Origin of the sequence: Agathobacter sp. LCP21S3_B2 (assembly GCF_052118705.1) — a bacterium.
In the GTDB taxonomy this organism is placed as follows: Bacteria; Bacillota; Clostridia; order Lachnospirales; family Lachnospiraceae; genus Roseburia.
The window spans coordinates 204,681-226,464 of sequence record NZ_JBQKGQ010000002.1 but is presented as its reverse complement, the minus strand read 5'-3'; the positions used below and the strand labels follow the sequence as shown (position 1 = coordinate 226,464).

Annotated in this window: 25 protein-coding genes; 20 read left to right on the top strand and 5 right to left on the bottom strand. The window is 39.8% G+C overall.

Translation table 11 applies throughout. The features are described from left to right. Nucleotides 1–170 precede the first annotated feature (170 nt). The 15 genes from rplF (at nt 171) to ACTQ1L_RS02505 (ending at nt 9,269) form a co-directional block, all read left to right on the top strand. On the top strand, nt 171–710 hold the full coding sequence (rplF, locus tag ACTQ1L_RS02575; RefSeq protein ID WP_117918971.1) for a 50S ribosomal protein L6: 540 nt from the start codon (nt 171–173) through the stop codon (nt 708–710). A 19-nt stretch (nt 711–729) separates the two neighbouring features. After that, nucleotides 730–1,098: a 50S ribosomal protein L18 gene (gene rplR / locus ACTQ1L_RS02570; RefSeq protein WP_321112133.1), complete on the top strand. Its 369-nt coding sequence runs from the start codon at nt 730–732 to the stop codon at nt 1,096–1,098. A 12-nt stretch (nt 1,099–1,110) separates the two neighbouring features. Further along, nucleotides 1,111–1,620: a 30S ribosomal protein S5 gene (rpsE, locus tag ACTQ1L_RS02565; protein WP_012741342.1), complete on the top strand. Its 510-nt coding sequence runs from the start codon at nt 1,111–1,113 to the stop codon at nt 1,618–1,620. A 13-nt stretch (nt 1,621–1,633) separates the two neighbouring features. Next, nucleotides 1,634–1,816, top strand: coding sequence for a 50S ribosomal protein L30 (gene rpmD, locus ACTQ1L_RS02560; RefSeq protein WP_118003832.1), 183 nt, complete (start codon nt 1,634–1,636; stop codon nt 1,814–1,816). 23 nt (nt 1,817–1,839) lie between these two features. After that, entirely contained in the window at nt 1,840–2,280 is a 441-nt protein-coding gene (gene rplO / locus ACTQ1L_RS02555) for a 50S ribosomal protein L15 (RefSeq protein ID WP_441365340.1), read from the top strand. Continuing rightward, a complete protein-coding gene (gene secY, locus ACTQ1L_RS02550; protein WP_321112135.1) occupies nt 2,280–3,599 on the top strand; it encodes a preprotein translocase subunit SecY in 1,320 nt (439 codons plus the stop codon). Before rplO ends, secY begins: the two co-directional genes overlap by 1 nt. 76 nt (nt 3,600–3,675) lie before the next feature. Next, a complete protein-coding gene (locus ACTQ1L_RS02545; RefSeq protein WP_308650172.1) occupies nt 3,676–4,320 on the top strand; it encodes an adenylate kinase in 645 nt (214 codons plus the stop codon). A 2-nt stretch (nt 4,321–4,322) separates the two neighbouring features. Next, nucleotides 4,323–5,117: a type I methionyl aminopeptidase gene (gene map, locus ACTQ1L_RS02540; protein WP_441365339.1), complete on the top strand. Its 795-nt coding sequence runs from the start codon at nt 4,323–4,325 to the stop codon at nt 5,115–5,117. Nucleotides 5,118–5,164: 47 nt separating this feature from the next. After that, a complete protein-coding gene (infA, locus tag ACTQ1L_RS02535) occupies nt 5,165–5,383 on the top strand; it encodes a translation initiation factor IF-1 (RefSeq protein WP_012741348.1) in 219 nt (72 codons plus the stop codon). Nucleotides 5,384–5,506: 123 nt separating this feature from the next. Then, on the top strand, nt 5,507–5,620 hold the full coding sequence (rpmJ, locus tag ACTQ1L_RS02530; RefSeq protein WP_003022746.1) for a 50S ribosomal protein L36: 114 nt from the start codon (nt 5,507–5,509) through the stop codon (nt 5,618–5,620). Between the two features lie 306 nt (nt 5,621–5,926). Then, entirely contained in the window at nt 5,927–6,295 is a 369-nt protein-coding gene (gene rpsM / locus ACTQ1L_RS02525; protein ID WP_012741350.1) for a 30S ribosomal protein S13, read from the top strand. A gap of 124 nt (nt 6,296–6,419) precedes the next feature. Next, on the top strand, nt 6,420–6,815 hold the full coding sequence (rpsK, locus tag ACTQ1L_RS02520) for a 30S ribosomal protein S11 (RefSeq protein WP_012741351.1): 396 nt from the start codon (nt 6,420–6,422) through the stop codon (nt 6,813–6,815). Between the two features lie 19 nt (nt 6,816–6,834). Then, nucleotides 6,835–7,428: a 30S ribosomal protein S4 gene (gene rpsD / locus ACTQ1L_RS02515; RefSeq protein ID WP_055061004.1), complete on the top strand. Its 594-nt coding sequence runs from the start codon at nt 6,835–6,837 to the stop codon at nt 7,426–7,428. Nucleotides 7,429–7,518: 90 nt separating this feature from the next. After that, a complete protein-coding gene (locus tag ACTQ1L_RS02510) occupies nt 7,519–8,478 on the top strand; it encodes a DNA-directed RNA polymerase subunit alpha (RefSeq protein ID WP_012741353.1) in 960 nt (319 codons plus the stop codon). 266 nt (nt 8,479–8,744) lie between these two features. Next, nucleotides 8,745–9,269: a bL17 family ribosomal protein gene (locus ACTQ1L_RS02505; RefSeq protein ID WP_015515540.1), complete on the top strand. Its 525-nt coding sequence runs from the start codon at nt 8,745–8,747 to the stop codon at nt 9,267–9,269. A gap of 256 nt (nt 9,270–9,525) precedes the next feature. On the opposite strand, the gene ACTQ1L_RS02500 is transcribed toward ACTQ1L_RS02505, so the two are convergent. The 4 genes from ACTQ1L_RS02500 to murC all read right to left on the bottom strand — a co-directional run bounded on the left by ACTQ1L_RS02500 (nt 9,526) and on the right by murC (nt 14,595). Then, a complete protein-coding gene (locus tag ACTQ1L_RS02500; protein ID WP_441365338.1) occupies nt 9,526–10,719 on the bottom strand; it encodes a ribose-phosphate pyrophosphokinase in 1,194 nt (397 codons plus the stop codon). Nucleotides 10,720–10,773: 54 nt separating this feature from the next. Beyond that, the gene (locus tag ACTQ1L_RS02495; RefSeq protein WP_441365337.1) at nt 10,774–11,757 is read right to left on the bottom strand and encodes an ATP-binding protein; all 984 of its coding nucleotides are present in this window, start codon (nt 11,755–11,757) and stop codon (nt 10,774–10,776) included. Nucleotides 11,758–11,794: 37 nt separating this feature from the next. Next, nucleotides 11,795–12,958 (bottom strand): DnaD domain protein, encoded by a 1,164-nt coding sequence (locus ACTQ1L_RS02490; protein WP_441365336.1) that lies wholly within the window; start codon nt 12,956–12,958, stop codon nt 11,795–11,797. A 257-nt stretch (nt 12,959–13,215) separates the two neighbouring features. Beyond that, on the bottom strand, nt 13,216–14,595 hold the full coding sequence (gene murC / locus ACTQ1L_RS02485; protein ID WP_441365335.1) for a UDP-N-acetylmuramate--L-alanine ligase: 1,380 nt from the start codon (nt 14,593–14,595) through the stop codon (nt 13,216–13,218). A gap of 553 nt (nt 14,596–15,148) precedes the next feature. On the opposite strand from murC, the gene ACTQ1L_RS02480 reads away from it, so the two are divergent. From ACTQ1L_RS02480 to ACTQ1L_RS02465, 4 genes are all read left to right on the top strand, one after another. Beyond that, a complete protein-coding gene (locus tag ACTQ1L_RS02480) occupies nt 15,149–16,399 on the top strand; it encodes a glucose-1-phosphate adenylyltransferase (RefSeq protein ID WP_321112222.1) in 1,251 nt (416 codons plus the stop codon). Continuing rightward, a complete protein-coding gene (gene glgD, locus ACTQ1L_RS02475) occupies nt 16,396–17,514 on the top strand; it encodes a glucose-1-phosphate adenylyltransferase subunit GlgD (protein ID WP_321112215.1) in 1,119 nt (372 codons plus the stop codon). Before ACTQ1L_RS02480 ends, glgD begins: the two co-directional genes overlap by 4 nt. Nucleotides 17,515–17,537: 23 nt before the next feature. Beyond that, on the top strand, nt 17,538–17,801 hold the full coding sequence (gene spoVG / locus ACTQ1L_RS02470) for a septation regulator SpoVG (protein ID WP_321112214.1): 264 nt from the start codon (nt 17,538–17,540) through the stop codon (nt 17,799–17,801). 602 nt (nt 17,802–18,403) lie between these two features. After that, entirely contained in the window at nt 18,404–20,545 is a 2,142-nt protein-coding gene (locus ACTQ1L_RS02465; RefSeq protein WP_441365334.1) for a sensor domain-containing diguanylate cyclase, read from the top strand. A gap of 34 nt (nt 20,546–20,579) precedes the next feature. On the opposite strand, the gene ACTQ1L_RS02460 is transcribed toward ACTQ1L_RS02465, so the two are convergent. Next, entirely contained in the window at nt 20,580–20,771 is a 192-nt protein-coding gene (locus ACTQ1L_RS02460) for a hypothetical protein (RefSeq protein WP_441365333.1), read from the bottom strand. Between the two features lie 114 nt (nt 20,772–20,885). Between ACTQ1L_RS02460 and ACTQ1L_RS02455 the strand changes: the two genes are divergently transcribed. Beyond that, the gene (locus ACTQ1L_RS02455) at nt 20,886–21,626 is read left to right on the top strand and encodes a hypothetical protein (RefSeq protein WP_441365332.1); all 741 of its coding nucleotides are present in this window, start codon (nt 20,886–20,888) and stop codon (nt 21,624–21,626) included. Nucleotides 21,627–21,784 lie beyond the last annotated feature (158 nt).

Sequence of the window (21,784 nt, the reverse complement as noted above, 5' to 3'; positions counted from 1 at the left end):
CCCTAAAGATCTTAATTTATATTAAGTATATTTCATCACGTATCCATATTCGATGCATCCATGATGTATAGTAGGGATACAGCAAGTAACATCTTAAAGTATAACCTGACCACAAGGTCAGAAATACTAAATAACTATTAACCTAATATCAAAATATAGGAGGTACGGGCATGTCACGTATAGGAAGAATGCCAATCGCAGTTCCTGCTGGAGTAACAGTTGAAATTGCAGAAAATAATCATGTGACTGTAAAAGGTCCAAAGGGTACTCTTGAGAGAACTCTTCCATCAGAGATGGATATCAAATTAGAGGGTGAAGAAATAGTAGTTACAAGACCTAATGATTTGAAGAAAATGAAATCCTTACATGGATTAACAAGAACACTTATCCACAACATGGTTGTTGGTGTAACTGAGGGTTATACAAAGACTCTTGAGGTTAACGGTGTTGGTTACAGAGCTTCTAAGGCTGGAAAGAAACTTACTCTTAACTTAGGATATTCTCATCCGGTTGAGATGGAGGATCCGGAAGGACTTGAGTCAGAGGTTCAGGATAACAAGATTATCATTAAGGGTATCGATAAAGAAAAAGTTGGCCAGTACGCAGCTGAGATCAGGGATAAGAGAAGACCTGAGCCATATAAGGGCAAGGGAATCAAATATGCTGATGAGGTTATTAGACGTAAAGTTGGTAAGACTGGTAAAAAATAATTAAAGGAGTGGACAAGTAATGGTTAGTAAGAAATCAAGAACAGAAGTTCGTGTAAAGAAACATAACAGAATGCGTAATCATCTTGCTGGTACAGCACAGCGTCCTCGTTTATCTGTATTCAGAAGTAATAACCATATGTATGCTCAGATTATTGATGATACAGTTGGAAATACACTCGTTTCTGCATCAACACTTGACAAGGATATCAAGGCAGAGCTCGAGAAGACTAATAACGTAGATGCAGCAGCAAAGCTTGGTACTGTAATCGCAAAGAAAGCATTAGATAAAGGTATTTCAACTGTTGTCTTCGATAGAGGCGGTTTTATTTACGCAGGAAAAGTTAAAGCATTAGCTGAAGCAGCAAGAGAAGCTGGCTTAGATTTTTAGGAGGAGACAAACATGAAACGTGAAATCATTGACGCTAGTCAATTAGAATTAGTTGACCAGGTAGTTGACATCAAGCGTGTAACAAAGGTTGTTAAGGGTGGACGTAACATGCGATTCACAGCTCTCGTTGTTGTTGGTGACAAGAACGGCCATGTAGGTGCAGGTCTTGGAAAAGCAGCAGAAATTCCTGAAGCTATCCGTAAGGGTAAAGAGGACGCTATCAAGAGCATGGTAAATGTTAAGTTAGACGAGAACAACTCCATTACACATGATGTAACAGGAAAATATACAGGTGCTTCCGTATTATTAAAGAAGTCTCCTGAAGGTACTGGTATCATCGCTGGTGGTCCTGCACGTTCAGTATGCGAGATCGCTGGTATCCAGAATATCCGTACAAAGTCTTTAGGATCAAACAACAAGCAGAACGTAGTACTTGCTACTATCGAGGCTCTTAAGCAGTTAAGAAGCCCTGAGGATGTTGCAAAGCTTCGTGGTAAATCTGTAGAAGAAATCTTAGGTTAGGAGGAACGCTAAAATGGCAGATAAAGTTAAAGTTACATTAATCAAATCTACAATTGGTGCTGTTCCTAAGAACAAGAAGACAATTGAGGCTCTTGGTCTTACTAAGTTAGGCAAAACTGTAGAGTTACCAAACAATGCAGCTACACAGGGAGCTGTTCGCAAAGTAGCACCATACGTAAAAGTAGAAGAAGTTTAAGAATAAAATAAGGAGGTACCGTGATGGATTTATCTAATTTAAAAGCGGCTGAGGGTTCAGTCCACAGTGATAATTTCAGAAGAGGTCGTGGACACGGCTCAGGAAACGGTAAGACTGCTGGTAAGGGACATAAAGGACAGAAGGCTCGTTCAGGAGCACCAAGACCTGGTTTCGAAGGTGGACAGATGCCATTATATAGAAGATTGCCTAAGAGAGGTTTCAAGAACAGAAACACTCTTACAATCGTACCTATAAATATTTCAGCTCTTGAGAGATTCGACAACGATGCAGTAGTTTCAGTTGAGACATTAATTGAGACAGGAATCGTTAAGAATCCTAGAGATGGCGTAAAGATCCTTGGAAATGGAGAACTTACTAAGAAGCTTACAGTTCAGGCTAACGCTTTCAGTGCTAGTGCAAAAGAGAAAATCGAAGCTCTTGGTGGAAAAGCAGAGGTGATCTAATGCTTAAGACACTCCGTAATGCGTTTAAAATAAAGGATGTCCGTAATAGAATCCTTTTTACATTCATGATGCTTATTGTCATCAGAATCGGAAGCGAGCTTCCGATTCCTGGTGTCAAGGGCTCCGTATTTCAGAGTTGGTTAAACAGTAAATCAGCAGATGGTTTAGGCTTTGTTGATGCTATCACAGGTGGATCATTCTCGCAGATGTCAGTATTTGCGCTGAATATTACACCATACATTACATCTTCAATCATTATGCAGTTGCTTACAATTGCAATACCTAAGCTTGAAGAGATGCAACGCGATGGCGAGGATGGCAGAAAGAAAATTGTTGAGATAACACGTTATCTCACAATTGCATTAGGCCTTCTTGAGTCAGTCATGATGGTAATTGGTTTTTACAGACAGGATTACCTTACAGAAAAGACACCATTGACTGTTATTATGGTCGTTACTTCACTTACAGCAGGTTCAGCTGTACTTATGTGGATTGGAGAGCGTATTACAGAAAAGGGTGTAGGAAACGGAATATCAATAGTATTGACAATCAATATTATTTCACGTATTCCAGAGGATTTAAGTACACTTTGGTCACAGTTCATTGCTTCAGCAGCGAACGTTCCAAAGGCGATTGTTGCAGGACTTATCATAGTAGCAATAATTGCTGCAATGGTAGTATTTGTAGTATTGCTTCAGGATGCACAGCGCAAGATTCCTGTACAGTACTCTAGTAAAATAAGAGGCAACAAGCAGATGGGTGGTCAGCAGACATGCATTCCACTAAAGGTAAATACCAGTGGAGTTATCCCGGTAATCTTTGCACAGTCTCTTATGCAGACACCTGTTATCATTGCCAGCTTCCTTGGAAAAGGCAATGGAAATGGAATAGGCTCTAAGATATTAAAAGGATTATCACAGTCTAACTGGTGTGATCCAAAGGAGCCGGTATATTCAATCGGACTTATTGTTTACATTGTGTTGATTATAGCATTTGCTTATTTCTACACAAACATTACATTTAATCCGCTTGAGATTGCAAACAATATGAAGCGTTCAGGTGGCTTTATACCCGGTATCAGACCTGGAAAGCCAACCAGCGATTACTTAAATCAGATATTAAACTACATTGTATTTATTGGAGCTATTGGACTTGCGTTTATCGCGTTTGTTCCGATATTTTTCAATGGAGTATTCAACGCAGATGTATCCTTTGGTGGAACTTCAATCATCATCATTGTCGGAGTTGTTATTGAGACATTGAAGCAAATTGAATCACAGATGAGAGTTCGATACTATAAAGGATTTTTAGATGATTAATTGTACATTGGAGATACTGAATTCAGTATCTCCATTCGTGCTATCAACAAGTTTTGTATAAAAGGAGAAAATTTTTATGAAGATCATCATGTTAGGGGCACCTGGTGCCGGTAAAGGTACACAGGCAAAACAGATAGCTGCAAAATATTCTATACCACATATCTCTACAGGAGATATATTCCGTGCAAACATCAAGAACGGAACAGAGCTTGGTAAGAAGGCAAAGACTTATATGGATCAGGGAGCACTTGTTCCGGATGAGCTTACCTGTGACCTTGTTATGGATAGAATTCAGCAGGATGATTGCAAAAACGGATTTGTATTAGACGGTTTCCCAAGAACAATTCCACAGGCAAAGGCACTTGATGATGCTCTCACAAAGATTGGGGAGAAGATGGATTATGCCATCGATGTAGATGTTCCTGATGAGAACATTGTTAACCGTATGGGTGGAAGAAGAGCCTGCCTCAACTGTGGAGCAACATATCATATCGTTTTCAACCCAACAAAGGTTGAGGGCAAATGTGATGCATGTGGCGCTGACACAGTACTCAGAGATGACGATAAACCTGAGACAGTTCAGAAACGTTTATCTGTATATCACGAGCAGACACAGCCACTTATCGAGTACTATGACAAGCAGGGCATTTTAAAATCTGTAGACGGAACAAAGCCTATGGATGAAGTATTTTCAGCCATTGTAGGTATTTTAGGTGAATAATAATGTCTGTAACTATCAAATCAGAGCATGAGATAGAGCTGATGAGAGAGGCCGGCAGGATTCTGGCGGCCGTTCATCAGCAGCTCGGTAAAGAAATCAAACCGGGAATGTCCACTAAGGATGTGGACCGGCTGGGCGAAGAAATGATTCGTAGTTATGGATGCGAGCCGTCTTTCTTAGGATATTGCGGATATCCAGCCTCCATATGTGTTTCAGTAAACGAGGAGGTTGTGCATGGTATCCCGACTGATGAGCGTATCTTACAGGAGGGCGATATCGTGAGCCTTGATGCTGGTGTTATCTACAAAGGATACCACTCAGACGCAGCCAGAACAGTAGGCGTGGGAGAGATTTCAGAAGAAGCAAGACTTCTTATAGAAAGAACACGTCTCAGTTTTTTTGCAGGAATAAAGAATGCAGTTGCGGGAAACAGACTGTATGATATTTCAGGAGCCATACATCAGCTTGCCGAGTCCTTTGGATACGGAGTTGTATATGACCTTGTAGGTCATGGCATAGGAAGCCATTTACATGAGGATCCTGAGGTGCCGAACTTCAGACCACAGGGCTTTAGAAAAGGGCTCAGACTTAAGCCGGGCATGACACTGGCGGTTGAGCCTATGATTAATGCAGGTTCACCGCATGTGGTGTGGATGGATGACGAATGGACGGTTGTGACTGAGGATTTATCGTTGTCAGCACACTATGAAAATACCATACTTATTACAAAAGGAAAGCCGGAGATACTTTCTCTGACAGAGGATGAAAAAGCAGCCGGATTTCTGGAACTAATCTAATAATAATCATAACGAAACCCAAGGATTTATTTACAGGAGGAATCAAAATGTCAAAAGCAGACGTTATCGAAGTTGAAGGTGTTGTAGTTGAGAAGTTACCAAATGCGTTTTTTAAGGTAGAGCTTGAGAACGGACACCAGATTTTAGCAACAATCAGTGGAAAGCTTCGTATGAATTTCATCAGAATTTTACCGGGAGATAAGGTAACAATTGAGATGTCACCATACGATCTGACAAAGGGCAGAATTATCTGGAGAGATAAGTAATTTTTACAGATAATTTTTTTTGAAAAATATATTGACTTCCCTTAAGTGTCCATGTATAATGCTATCTGGACACTTTTGGAAAAGTACCTGAAAAGGACTTTTATAGAGAAAGGAGGATTTGCTGTGAAGGTAAGATCATCAGTTAAACCTATTTGCGAAAAGTGCAAAGTTATCAAGAGAAAAGGAAGCATCAGAATTATCTGTGAGAATCCAAAGCATAAGCAGAGACAGGGTTAATTAGTACAAATATTTGACCCTGTTATTTGTGCGTTTGGTTTATTAAACCTTTTTTCACATCATTATGTGCGGCTGCAGCGAGATATTTATCATCGCTGTTCATAATAAACAGAGGCATTCTGGTTTCATATTATAATACCGAGTGATATGAGACGAAATGCAAATATGGGAGCGCATATGGCTACACACATTTCAGGACGTGCAACCGTAGCTGTAGATACATATGTGTTTCGGAGAGTATACGTCAAGTTGCAGATGTATCGTTACTATAGTAAATAACTAAAAATTATGGAGGTGTAAACACACATGGCTCGTATTGCAGGTGTAGATTTACCAAGAGAAAAACGTGTAGAAATCGGCTTAACTTACATCTACGGAATCGGAAGAGTAAGTGCAGACCGTATCCTTGAAGCAGCTAATGTTGATCCAAGCACTCGTGTTAGAGATCTTACAGATGACGAGGTTAAGAGAATCAGCGCTGTTATCGACGAGACAATGACAGTTGAAGGTGATTTAAGAAGAGAAATCGCTTTAAATATCAAGAGACTTCAGGAGATTGGATGCTATCGTGGTATCCGTCATAGAAAGGGACTTCCGGTTCGTGGTCAGAAAACAAAGACTAATGCAAGAACTCGCAAGGGTCCTAAGAGAACAGTAGCAAACAAGAAGAAATAATCACTTGGAAAATAAGTGAAAACGCCACTTGAACGTAGTGCGCGTTTAGTTCTGCGGACGAAGAAGCAGAGCTTCATTATAACTTATATAAAGTTTAGAAAGTAGAAAGTAGGTTAGTTTAAATATGGCTAAGAATGTTGCAAAGAAAACAACTAAAAAGCGTGTAAAGAAAAACGTTGAACGCGGACAGGCACATATTCAGGCATCTTTCAATAACACAATCGTTACATTAACAGATGCTGAAGGAAATGCTTTATCATGGGCAAGTGCCGGTGGTCTTGGATTTAGAGGTTCAAAGAAATCTACTCCATATGCTGCACAGATGGCAGCAGAAACAGCTACAAAGGCAGCTTTAATCCATGGATTAAAGACAGTTGACGTATTCGTTAAGGGACCAGGTTCAGGAAGAGAGGCAGCTATCCGTGCACTTTCAGCATGTGGTCTTGAGGTTACATCAATCAGAGACGTTACTCCGGTACCTCACAATGGATGTCGTCCACCAAAACGTAGAAGAGTCTAATCAGGAGGTATAGATTAAAATGGCAGTTAATAAAGTACCTGTACTTAAGAGATGCAGATCACTTGGTTTAGAGCCAAGTTATTTAGGATATGATAAGAAGTCTAGAAGAAACCTTACAAGAGCAAACAGAAAGGTATCTGAGTACGGACTTCAGTTAAGAGAAAAGCAGAAAGCTAAATTCATCTATGGTGTTTTAGAGAAGCCTTTCCGTAACTACTACAAGAAAGCAGATCAGATGAAAGGATTAACAGGTCTCAACCTTATGACAATCCTTGAGTCAAGACTTGACAACGTAATCTTCCGTCTTGGTTTCGCAAGAACAAGAAAAGAAGCAAGACAGATCGTTGATCACAAGTTCGTTACAGTAAACGGAAAAGTTGTTAACATCCCTTCATACCTTGTAAAGGCTGGCGATGTTATCGAAATTAAAGAGAGCAAAAAGAATACTCAGAGAATGAAAGATATCGTCGAGGTAGCTGGCGGAAGAATCGTTCCAGAGTGGTTAGATGTAGATGCTGAGAAATTACAGGGAACTGTAAAAGACTTACCTACACGTGAGCAGATTGATGTTCCTGTAGATGAGATGCTCATCGTCGAGTTATATTCTAAGTAAAATTAGGTTGATTTGCCGGGGATTTATTTCCCGGCTTATCCACTCTTTGATAACATATAACAACGATACCCGAGAAGGAGGGAATTTGAAGTGTTCGATTTTGAAAAACCAAAAATTGAAATCGCAGAAATTTCAGAAGACAAGACATATGGCAGATTTGTTGTAGAGCCATTAGAGAGAGGTTACGGTACAACACTTGGAAACTCTTTAAGACGTATCATGCTTTCTTCTTTACCGGGCGCTGCAGTGAGCCAGGTCAAGATTGATGGTGTTTTACATGAATTCAGCTCTATTCCTGGTGTTAAGGAAGATGTTACAGAAATCATCATGAATATCAAGAACCTTGCAATTCGCAATAATAGTTCTACAAATGAACCAAAGGTTGCATATATCGAATTCGAAGGTGAAGGCGTTGTTACAGCAGCTGATATTCAGGTTGATTCAGATATCGAGATTTTGAATCCTGAGTTAGAGATTGCACACTTGAATGGTGGAGCAGATTCTAAGCTTTACATGGAGCTTACAATCACAAACGGCAGAGGTTATGTCGGAGCAGAGAAGAACAAGAACGAGGATACACCAATCGGAGTTCTTGCTGTAGATTCAATCTACACTCCTGTTGAGCGTGTTAACCTTACTGTAGAGAATACCCGTGTAGGTCAGGTTACAGATTACGATAAGCTTACATTAGATGTATTTACAAATGGTACATTGGAGCCGGACGAGGCAGTCAGCCTTGCAGCTAAGGTGTTAAGTGAGCATTTAAATCTGTTCATCGATCTTTCAGAGGCAGCACAGCAGGTTGACGTTATGGTCGAGAAGGAAAACGATGCTCAGGAGAAGGTTCTTGAGATGAACATCGATGAGCTTGAGCTTTCAGTTCGTTCATACAACTGCTTAAAGCGTGCAGGAATCAACACTGTTGCAGAGCTTATCAATAGAACACCTGAGGACATGATGAAGGTTCGTAACCTCGGTCGCAAGTCTTTAGAGGAAGTTTTAGCAAAATTAAAAGAATTAGGTTTAGAGTTAAATCAGACTGAGGAATAGTTCATTCGAATAATCCTTGCACTGATTCTTCTAAATAAATTGGTCATATATAAATTTTAAATATCATATTTATGTTTATGTGTGACAAAACTCATAGCGGCAGGGGCAGTAAGACCAAAGAGCGTGACCGTGTCTGATACATGAGTGGCAACTGATTAGAGCATTTGCTTTTTGAAATAAGGCAAAGCTTTATCACAACAAGATACGATGTCTGGCAGTAAGACCGAAGAGCGTGACCGGATGTCCCACAAATGGAGGAAATTAAAATGGCAAAATATCGTAAGTTAAGCAGAACATCAAGCCAGAGAAAGGCTTTACTCAGAGGTCAGGTTACACAGCTTCTTGTTAACGGAAAGATCGTTACTACAGAGGCTAAGGCTAAAGAGGTTCGCAAGATCGCTGAGGGTCTTATCGCATTAGCAGTAAAAGAGAAAGACAACTTCGAAGAGGTTACTGTAACAGCTAAGGTTGCCCGCAAGGACAAAGATGGCAAGAGAGTAAAAGAGGTTGTAGACGGAAAGAAAGTTACTGTTTATGACGAAGTAGAGAAGAAGATCAAGAAGGATTCTGCTTCACGTCTTCATGCCAGAAGACAGATGCTCAAGGTTCTTTACACAGCTAAAGAGTCTGACGGCACAAAGAAGGGAACAAAGACTATCGATGTAACAAACAAGTTATTCGATGAGATCGCTCCTAAGTATGCTGATCGTAACGGTGGTTACACAAGAATCGTTAAGATTGGACAGCGTAAAGGTGACGGAGCTTTAGAGGTTCTCCTTGAGTTAGTTTAATATTTAATCGGTATAAATCTTAGACTAAATAAAACCAGAGATTTGAGTGGATGACACTCACTTCTCTGGTTTTTTATATTACTAAGATAATTATTCAGAACTATTGAGAAAAACTGATGCGTCTTACTTGCATGTATAGTTCGACTGCCTTTGGTTTGAATTCGTAACTGTAACGCATAAAAATACCCCTTTCACTGGATATCCAGTAAAAGGGGTACATATTAATTTTACACGGCTTTTCGATTAATACGATTAATTATTTATTCTTTGCTGCAGCCTGCTCGTCATTGTACTTCTGAACACACTTCTTGATTCTGTCATATGGTGAGAGAAGATCACTGATAGAACAGTCGTGGTTTAATGTATCAATGAGGTATGCGATGTATTTGCTCATGTCACAGCTGATATAGTACTCTTTAGAGAGAAGCTCTGGTGACTGGTAGATAAGGTTTGTTGTAACTACTCTGTAGATGAGACCCTCCTCGTAAGCCTTGTCAAATGAAGCAAAGCCGTTTGTAAAGAGACCGAATGTAGAAACAACAAAGATTCTGTTAGCTTTACGCTTCTTGAGCTCTCTTGCTGTATCAATCATACTCTCGCCGGAAGAAATCATATCATCGATGATAAGAACATCCTTACCCTCCACATTTGTTCCGAGGAACTCATGAGCCACGATAGGGTTACGTCCGTCAACGATACGGCTGTAATCACGACGCTTGTAGAACATACCCATGTCTACTCCGAGTACGTTTGCAAGGTAGATAGCACGGTTTGTAGCACCCTCATCAGGAGAGATAATCATGAGATGGTCAGCATCAATAGTGATATCCTTTACGTTCTTTAAGATGCCCTTAATGAACTGGTAAGAAGGCATTACATTCTCAAAACCGTTCAGAGGAATAGCATTTACCACACGAGGGTCATGAGCATCGAAGGTGATGATATTGTCTACACCCATGTTGATAAGCTCCTGAAGAGCCAATGGACAGTCAAGAGACTCACGGCCTGTACGTCTGTGCTGACGGCTTTCATAAAGGAAAGGCATGATAACTGTGATTCTTCTTGCTTTTCCGGCGGCTGCAGCGATAACACGCTTTAAGTCTGCGTAGTGGTCATCAGGTGACATGTGGTTTGTCTGACCGCATACTGTGTAGGTAAGACTGTAGTTTGTTACATCTACCATGATGTACAGATCATAACCACGAACTGACTGGTTGATAACACATTTAGCTTCGCCGGAACCGAATCTAGGTGTAGATGGCTTGATAATGTAGCTGTTTTTGTAGTAGTCCTTGAAAGCACTCTCGTTAGCATGCTGGTGCTCTCTGTGCTCTCTCCAGCCCTGTAAGTATGCATCTACCTTCTGGGCAAGACCTATACAACTGTCGGTTGCAACAAGTCCAAGTGTACCAGTTGGCATAGTCTCCAAAATTCTCTCATCGTTTGGCATTGTTATTCCTCCATATAACCATATAATAAATAAACTAAATATATATAAAAAGCGCTATTTGGAAAGACGCTTTTTAATTCGTATGTCATCTCCGAAGAGCTTGATAAAACTATAATTGCTTGAAATTCTTGAAAGTGTTCTCTCGGAGTAAATCTCTGCTATCTGCTCCAGATTCAGATTAGTGGAAATAATAGTAGATTTCTGTCGCAGTATACGCTCATTTACACAAAGGAAAAGCTGTGATGTGGTAAATGAGTTGGAAAGCTCGGTTCCGAGATCGTCTATGATAAGTAAATCACAGTCGAATATATTCTGGTGCGCTGCGATGGCATCTGCATCCTTTTCAAACACACCTTTGCTTAATATATCAAATAATTGGAACGCTGTAAAGTAAATTACGGAGTAACCTGCATCTAAAAGCTCTTTTGCAATGCAATTAGATAAAAAAGTCTTTCCGACACCGGTATTCCCGTAGAAAAATATGTTTTTAGGTTTGTTTTCAAAATTGTCTATAAATTCATGACAGTTCGTCACGGCAAGCTTTGCTGTGGCGAGCGCAGACAGCCCTGTCGCAGGATTCTTCTGCTCATCTGAGTAATAATCGAATGAGAGAGTGGAAAAATTCTCACGAGACAAAATCTCCCTGATATTGGACTGTGAATAAACGGTATTGATGATAGCCTGCTTGAAGCAATGACATTTCTGTCCGTCTATATACCCGGTATCATGGCAATCTGGACAGGTGTAAATAGGCTCAAAATAATCAAGCGGATATCCGAGTGTGGATAGCAGTGCAGCACGCTCCTCCTTATAGTCCTCGATTGCAAGGCGTAAAGCGGCAAGAGCATTCTCATCGCCGTCCATAAGCCTGTACGCCTGCCTGACAGATGCGGATGCAATCTCTGAGTCAATCTCCCTGAGGCGGGGCGCCTTGCGATAGGCGTCCTCAATACGCTTGTCATGTATGTATTTGTTGTGAAGCTGGCGTTTATCGTAGCCTCGCATTATCTCATCATATTGAGCATTGGTAAGTGCCATATATCCTCCTTGGGATGTATAAATCTAACTTGAAAAATCATACCGTAGAATTGAGAAACAGCTTCTCCAGCTTGTCGTAATCATTGTTGCGCTGATTGAAGTTGTTAAATTTATTCTTGGAACCTGAATTATTGCTTTTTGGTTTTGAGGAACCGTTTGCAGCATTTGTGCCTTGTGATGAGCCTGTAGCAGAGGCTTTATTGGCTTTGGCAAAGTTGGCATCAAGCACTTCAACATCCTTTAATGTATGAACATCCTTTTTCCTCCAGTTCGCGAGTATCGAGTCTGTGTACTCGAAGCTTGGCTTCTGGATAGCTGAAATGGTTTTACTGCAGGCGGCCTTTACAAGCTCTATATCGAAGCCATATTCGCCGACCCATTTGTTTATGAGTGACACCTCAGAGTCAACCAGATTGCGACCTGTGATTCCAAGAGCCTTCATTACAGTATAGTAAATCTGTGAGTGTGCGGCTGCATCGTCCTTGGCCTGGTCTACGGTCTTTATGCCGGCATCGGCCCAGCCGAGAGCGACCTTGTTCATGTACCGAAGGCTTGAATGTCCCTTGGTAATGCAGTACTCTACGAGATATTCTACCAGGTCGGTAGAAAAATGAAGCTCGTCCAGCCAGTAGAGCACCATATTGGTGTCTGTGGATGAGAGCGTATGCTTCAGATATGTCTCTATAATAAAGAAAAGCTCTGAAATGTCAGGATTCTTTCTAAACTCCTTAATCTCATCAAGTGTGTATTCCTTCTGTGAAGGAGCAGGTTTGTCAGTAGCCTGGCTCTTAAGCTTTTCCACAACAGAATCCTGCATCTGGATATTCGCGGTAGAATTATTCTGTGCGGTATTATCAGCCACAGCGCTTTGTATATTACTCTGAGCAGCCTGTATACCGGATACAGCAAGGCTGCAGAGGTTGATTCCGGTAATCTGACCATCAGCGCCGGTTTGCACCTGCAAAATGCCTTCAGATGCCCAGTAATTGAGGGCGCGTACGATATCGGCCTCGGTGTTGCTGAAATGATCGGCAATCTCTGAAATGGTTGCTATGCCTGCCCCGGAGCCTGTCGCACGGAGCAGATAAAGGTATACCTTGACAAACTCACCGTTTGCCTTTGGCATGTATTGATCTATAAAAATATCTGACACAGTAGTGAATGATGTTGCTATGTCACTGCTAATGTTTATCGCTGTCATATAAAAAACTCTCTTTCGCTTAACCTGTGAGCAATTATAGCACAATATTTTAACCGTGTGAAGATGGTAAAAGTGCTACAAGCCTTGTAAACTCGGGCTTTCTGAATCCACAAAAAAATGTGGATAACGTGGATAACCATGTAAAATAATTGAAAAATCAATGTATCACAGGGTATATAAGCTGTTGAAAATTATTTAAAAAATCCACACACAAAATGAGAGTTGTTAACATTTTGCATGTGGATAACGTGGATAACTTATTTCTTAAGCAGGTCTTCGCCGATTTCTACTACATTTCCGGCACCCATTGTTATCAACAGGTCGCCGTTTACACAATTTTCTGATAAAAATTTCTCGATTTCCTCAAATGATGCGAAATAGTGCGCATTCACACCTTTTTCGAGCAATAAATCCAGGATGTCCTTAGATGAAATGCCATAGGTGTTCTGCTCACGAGCAGCATAGATATCAGCTAGCACCACAACATCTGCCATTGAAAGGACATCGGCAAAATCATTTAAGAATGCTTTGGTTCTGGAATAGGTATGTGGCTGGAAGCAAAGGACAAGTCTGTCATGTGGATATTTTTGTGCGGCTGTCAGGGTTGCACGGATTTCGGTTGGATGGTGAGCGTAGTCATCAATGATTGTGACGCCATTTACCTTGCCCTTGTACTGGAAACGTCTGTCAGCACCGCCAAATTTGTCGAGACCTGTGAGGATAGACTCCTCATCAAGACCGAGTGTGGTGGATAAAGCTATGGCTGCGAGCGCATTGCTTACATTGTGAGCGCCAGGAACAGAGAGTTTTACGTCGAAAAGTGGACTACCCTGTCTCATAGCTGTAAAAGATGCACAAGCTTTATCGTCATAGGTTATATTTTCCGGATAGAAATCATATTTTGAATCAAAGCCATAGGTGATAATCTTCTGAGGAAGACCTGCGACAATCTCCTCATAGCGGTCAATCTCACCATTGATGATGGTAGCACCGTCTGCGAGAGTGTTTGATGCATACTCGTGGAAGGAATGTCTGATGTCGTTGATATCCTTGAAGAAATCCAGATGCTCAGCCTCAATATTTAAAATAATACTGTAGCGTGGTCTGAAATTCAAAAAGCTGTTTGTGTACTCACACGCCTCAGAGATGAAGTACTCTGAATCGCCCACACGCAGATTGCCGTGGATAGATGACAAAATACCACCTACGGAAATGGTAGGATCTGTCTGGGCGGCGAGAAGAATCTCACTGATCATGGATGTGGTGGTAGTCTTGCCGTGTGTACCGGCTACAGCGATGGAATAATCGTAATTGTCCATAATCTGTCCGAGAAGCTCGGCTCTTGTAAGCATCGGAATACAGGCTGCCTTTGCTGCGGCAAACTCAGGATTGCTTTCGTGGATAGCTGCAGTGTAAACCACCAGATCGATACCGGAGGTGATATTGTCTGCGCTCTGGCCATATATGACTTTTATGCCCTTGGCCGCAAGAGTCTTTGTGAGGTCTGATTCCTTTGAATCGGAGCCGGAAATTGTAAAGCCCTCCTCATGCAGAATCTCTGCGAGACCGCTCATGCTGATACCGCCGATGCCTATGAAATGGATGTGTATTGGTTTGCTGAAATCTATTTTATACATTAATTTTACCTGCCTGATTTATTATAATTTATATTGTAACTATTAAGAAACACTGAGAACAAAAAGCCGATGCGTCATGATTGCATGTAAGCAACAGATTTTCTTGTTCTGAATAGTTACTTTAAATTAATTATACAACTAAATATAGTATTTGCAAAGGAAAAATAAGGTGAAAGCAGGCATGACTTTCAAATGATAAGAACCCTTGCAGGTTAAACAGATATACGATAAATGGCACTTGTGCAAAATGTCGAAAAAAAAGAAAAATATTATTTGATTTTGTGAAAAATGTTGAAGTGATAATGCGGCTGTGGTATAATTTTTTATATAAAAATAATTCATCCGGACCATATGAATTTGATGGGTTTAAAGTATATAGCAGTAACTGCAATTTATGCAGCAGCAACTATAATTTATATGGAAACAATTGTGATTTATTATAGAAACATTACAGATACGGTTATTACAGAAACTAGTGGTGGGGACCGGATGGGCACAACAAAAATTAGGACAGACGAGGAGTGATAACGTGATTAAGAAAGAAATGATAGCCATGCTTTTAGCAGGCGGTCAAGGCAGCAGACTTGGTGTTCTGACAGCGAACGTAGCAAAACCGGCAGTTTCGTTTGGTGGAAAATACAGAATCATAGATTTTCCGCTTAGCAACTGCATCAATTCAGGCATTGATACAGTGGGTGTACTTACACAGTATCAGCCGCTCAGGCTTAACAGCCACATCGGAATAGGTATTCCGTGGGATCTCGACAGGAATAACGGAGGAGTGGCAATACTGCCTCCTTATGAGAAGAGTGGCAACAGCGAGTGGTACACAGGTACAGCCAATGCAATCTACCAGAATATGAGGTATATAGACAGTTACAACCCGGACTATGTGTTGATACTGTCAGGAGACCACATTTACAAGATGGACTATGAGGTGATGCTTGACTTCCACAAGGAAAACAATGCCGATGTGACCATAGCAACCATGCCGGTGCCTATCGAGGAGGCCAGCCGATTTGGTATCGTCATAGCCGATGATGATAAGCGCATCAATGCATTTGAGGAAAAGCCGGTTCATCCGCGCAGCAATCTCGCATCAATGGGCATTTACATATTTTCATGGCCGGTGCTAAAGGAAGCCTTACTTGCACTAAAGGATCAGGAAAACTGTGATTTTGGCAAGCATGTCATACCATACTGCTTTGAAAATGACAGACGTATGTTTGCATACGAGTTCAACGGATACTGGAAGGACGTAGGTACACTGGGGTCATATTGGGAGGCCAATATGGAGCTTGTAGACCTCATTCCGGAGTTCAACCTGTACGAGGAGTATTGGAAGATTTACACAAAGAATGATGCCATCGAGCCACTTTATATAGCCAAAGGAGGCCATGTGGAGAGAAGCATCATGGGTGAGGGTTGTGAATGCTACGGTCATGTGGAGCATTCTGTCATAGGTGCCAACGTCAAGATTGGAAGAGGCGCAGTAATACGTGATTCCATCATCATGCGTGACACGGAGATAGGCTCCAATGTCACGATAGACAAGTCCATCATTGCCGAAAATTGCAAGGTGGGCGATAATGTGACACTTGGCTTCGGACAGGAGAAGCCAAATGTATTGAATGAGAGCATATACTCATTTGGGCTGGTCACTATAGGAGAAGATTCTGTGATACCGGACGGGGTAAAGATAGGCAAAAATACAGCAATCTCCGGTGTTACATACGAAGAGGATTACAAAGATGGTGTGCTTGAGGGCGGAGAAGTTATTATCAAGGCAGGTGACGGAAAATGAAGGCAATAGGAATTATTTTGGCCGGTGGAAATAACAATAGGATGAAGGAACTGACAGCAAAACGAGCAGTACCGGCCCTGCCGATAGCAGGCAGCTTCAGGGCTATAGATTTTTCGCTCAGCAGCATGTCAAACTCACATATACAGACAGTTGCGATATTGACGCAGTACAATGCATGCTCATTGAATGAGCATTTAAGCTCGGCAAAATGGTGGAATTTTGGCAGAAAGCAGGGGGGCTTATTCATCTTTACACCTACAGTCACAGCAGACAACAGTGACTGGTACAGGGGCACGGCAGATGCGATGTATCAGAATATTGATTTTCTCAAGAGACGCCATGAGCCATATGTCATCATCAGCAGCGGTGACTGTGTATACAAGCTGGATTTCAACAGAGTGCTGGATTTCCACATCGAGAAAAAATCAGACATTACAGTGGTATGCAAGGACATGATGTACAACGACGATGTCAGCCGTTTTGGTGTGGTACGCATGGATGATGAGTCAAGAATCACAGAGTTTGATGAAAAGCCAATCGAGGCTTCATCCAATACCATTTCCACAGGTATCTATGTCATCAGGAGACGACAGCTCATAGAGCTTTTGGAGGCAGCAGCCGAGGAAAACAGATTCGATTTCGTAAATGATATCCTCGTGCGCTACAAAAATGTAAAGAAAATATATGGCTACAAGATAAATTCATACTGGAACAATATCGCCGATATTGATGCATACTTCAAGACCAATATGGATTTCTTAAGACCTGACGTCAGAAGCTATTTCTTCAAGGAGGAGCCGACCATCTGCTCAAAGGTGGACGACCTGCCACCGGCCAAGTTTAATCCGGGCTCAGACATTTCAAACAGCCTCGTATCAAGTGGCTGTATCATAAACGGCAGCGTGGAGGATTCGGTGCTTTTCAAGCAGGTATTTGTGGGCAAAAACACTACCGTGAAGAACTGTGTGCTACTCAATGACGTCTACATAGGCGACAATGTGCACCTCGAAAATTGCATCGTAGAGAGCCACGGAACCATCAATCCAAACACCTGTTATTGTGGTGAGGATGGAGTCATGATAGTAAAAGAAAAAAATGTAAGATATGTAATTTAAAAACAAACCAGGGGGACAAAAATATGCAGATTACAGACATCAGAATTCGTAAGGTAGAAAAAGAGGGCAAGATGAAGGCGGTTGTGTCAATCACAATCGATGATGAATTCGTGGTACATGACATCAAGGTAATCGAAGGAGAAAAGGGACTTTTCATCGCCATGCCAAGCCGTAAGGCAAACGATGGCGAGTATAGGGATATAGCCCATCCGATTAAATCTGCCACACGCGAGAATATCCAGAATATGATTCTTGAAAAGTATAAGACAGAGATTGAGAATGCATAAAATCAAACAAAGATTCGAGTTGCGAGGGCAGACTTTGGGACTCGTAACATGCTAAGCTATAGCCATCATAAGAAAGAGATAAAAAATCTTTCTTATGATGGCTTATTTTTATATTTTTGGAAGCAGGAGGTATGGGGTATGCATATTTTGGCGTTCATATTAATATTTGTTGTTGGAGCGATTGTTCAGAAAAGTTTTTTTAACTGGAAATTTGAATGAGGATGAAAGTCAAAAATGTATTTGAAGATATTAGAAAGTACTACGAGCCTTTATAAGCTGTATAACACCAATATTCATGAGAAGATTGCGGAACAAAAAGAAAAGGAAAAGTCTACAGAATAATCATATGGTTCTGGTGGAAAGGATGTGTTTTTTATGGTATAGTGTAGTATGTGAGGTACGAAAGTACCTTGCATACGAAATGCCTATTTAATGTATTTCATATTCTATTTTGTAGGCAACAGAAAATTTGAAGTTGCAGAATTGATAAATTTACCTTTCGAAGAAAAAACAGTAATCTTGTATAAGAATAAAAAACAAGCATTATCCATCAATTCAAATATAAGGTAAAAAAGAGTATCAATCGACGAGGAGAAAAATAGATGAATATTACAAGTCTTGAAATTGCACAGGCAACAATGGATATGTTCTTTTGTTTGTTCTGTCTAATAATGTTTGTTTCAATTAAAGCAAATAATCCAAAACAGAAGAGTATGAGGATGTTCGTTCGATTATTTCTTATTGCTACAGTTCTGTTTTTTGGAGAGACTTTGGCATATATTTTTAGAGGTAACCTTGGTCCTTTTAATATTTTAGTAACTAGAATTGCTAATCTTATGGTATTTGCTATGAACATAGCAATGGCAAATACCTATGTTAGGTATGTTAGTTCTGTTTTTGTTGAAAAAGGTGCTGAAGTAAGTGGCAATAGTGTTAAAATTGCCAATATCTTTTCGTGCATTAATATTTTCATTGTTGTGGTTAATTTGTTTTATCCATGGATGTATTATTTCGATGAGGCAAATTATTATCACAGGAATAATTTCTGGTATGTATATACACTAATATCACTTGTCGTCATATTTATAGGAGCAGGTATGGCGATTAAGTATAGAAAGTATTTGGAAAAACGAAGCTTCATTTCAATGATGCTGTTTTCGTTTATTCCAATAATTGCAACAGTTGTACAGTCCTTTATTTATGGATTTTCTATAACCAATTTAGGACTGGGAATAGGTTCATTTGTAATGTTTGCTGCATATATGTATGATTGGTCTCATAATGTGGATGAACATATGAATATGATTAATGACAGTAGATTTGATACTGTTATTATGTTTATCATAATGCTACTTAGCATGAGTATTTCCATCATAGCATGTGTGAATGTGATTCAGCAGGTAACTAAGGAAAACTCTGAAATACAGAGCAGAACAATTGCGCAGATGGTTTCAGCAAAGATTGAGAATGAATTAATTAAGCCAATTACTGTTTCTCAGACGATTAGCAGTGATATTGATATAAGAACCTACATAGAGGGGAAAACCAGAGAAGAGGCGGAGAGTGTCAAAGACGATATGACTAATCGTCTGGTATCCATTGGTGATGAATTTGATTATAAAATGGTATTTGTTGTTTCGGATAAAACAAGAGCATATTATTCATATAATGGCATAAGTAGGTATCTTGATGTTGAAAATGACAGCCATGATATATGGTATAAGGATTACTTGGATTCAGGGAAAAGATATACAGTTAATGTTGATACTGATGAAGATAATAACGGGAGTCTTTCGGTGTTTATTAATTACGGTATTATTGACACGAATGGAGACATTTTGGGAGTATGTGGTGTCGGAGTTGATATGAATGACCTTGTAGACATACTTGCCAGGTTCGAGGAAGAATACAATATCAAAGTAGATTTAGTTAATCATGATGGACTTATACAGGTTGATACGGATGTAAGTTCTATAGAAACAGGCTACTTGGATAATTCATATTTTGGCAATATATCAGATGATGATTTTTATTATCAGTTATCGGAGAATGGCTGTTATATGACCAAGTATCTCGAAGGATTTGATTGGTATATAGTAATAAGAGATAATAATCCTGTTAAATTGGATGTATATAAAATTATACTTCCAATTGTATTTATCTTTATTGCAGCCGTATTAATAATGGCAACTTCATTTGTTATTATTAGTATGAGAGAGAAGAAGGCAAAGGATGCATACAACAGAAGATATGAAACATCTATAAAGGACGAGCTTACAGGCTTATATAATAGACGAGGGTTTGAAGTTGACTGTGAAATAATCAAGAAAAATAATAACTTAATAGAATACGTTCTTATTATGATGGATTTGAACGGTTTAAAAGCAGTTAATGATAATATTGGTCATGAAGCAGGGGATGAGTTAATTATTGGCGCTTCGAAGTGTATGTATAATGCATTCTCAGGTCTTGGAAGGACGTATCGTGTAGGTGGCGATGAGTTTGTTGCATTACTGAGAGGAACGAGAGAAGAAGCACAGGATGCAGTTAAGACATTTGATTATTTAACTGAAAACTTCCAGGGAAATCTTATTTCTGAACTTAGTGTGTCTAAGGGAGTAGTTGTTTGTTCAGAACATATAGAACTTAATTTTGAAGAAATTAAGGCAATGGCTGATAAGTTGATGTATGCAGATAAGGATGAATATTATAGACGAACAGGAAAAGATAGAAGACGAGTTTGATTTATAAAGTTTGATTTATAAATTGATATTTAATCTATGTAAAGAACCCAACAACTTTCAGTTTACTTTCCATATTATCTAGAGCATATTCAATGCATTGGATAACAACCTTATTAAATGAAAGGTTATTTGCGTCAGCCAGTGTCTGAACTTGTTTTATTAATTTAGTAGGCAAGCGTAAAGATTTATATTCATAATCGGGATAATCTTTTTGTAATTTAAACATAGTTAATACCTCACATATTTATAATATTGTTGTAGTGCTTTTTATAATGTGCTACTATGTGAGATATATGGCATTTTTATGCTATAAATATAATATATAAGGAGAATGTTACATATGAAAAAGAAAATGTTAACAGGAATTTTAGCAGTATCAATGTTAGGATTGGTACTTGTAGGTTGTGGAGACAAAAAAGAGGTCACAAAAACAGATGAATCACAGGTTGAGATTACAACAGAAAAAGAGAGTGAAGCAGCTACTGAGACCGAAGCACCTACAGAGGTAGAAACCGAAGCACCTACAGAGGAAGTTAAGGCTGATTTCCTTACAGAGAATGGTCTTACAGTTACACCTAACGGTTCAATGACTATTCCAGTAGCTAAATATGGTAGTGATGAGCTTACAGATTTAGCAGTTAATACATCAGTTGCAACAGTTGCATCTTCTGAGGAGGGTTACTCAGATACAACATTTACAGTTACAGCAGATAAGAATTTGGATAACTCTGGAGTATCTTATAATATTTCTGCATTTGATAGATATACAGGTACAAGTTACGAAAGTAAGTTAACAACAGCATTAATTGGTGGTGGAGCTTCACATGATAATGTATGTGTATTGGATATAGATGGTACTCAGTATGATTGTTCTATGGATGCCAAACAGAATGGAAATACAGTTACTCTTACAGTACATCATCCAAGCAACTATGATGGGGTAGTTTTCCTTTTAGGTAAATTAACAGCTACTCAGACAGATGCATATAATGCAGTAGATTTCAATAATACATTTACAGTTGCAGACCATGCAGATGTATTCATTGATGGTCAGTACTTCTTCACAGCAACAGATAAGTAATCAGTACATCAAGATAGCCCTTTCGAGGGCTATCTCTATTTATAAGCGTATCAGAGAAATGGTTACCGATGTGGTTACCAATCCATATAGAGGAATTGCGCATCTCCCTTTTTGTACCTGTTGTGTATAAATGACTGAAATCATGCGCAAAGAAAGTT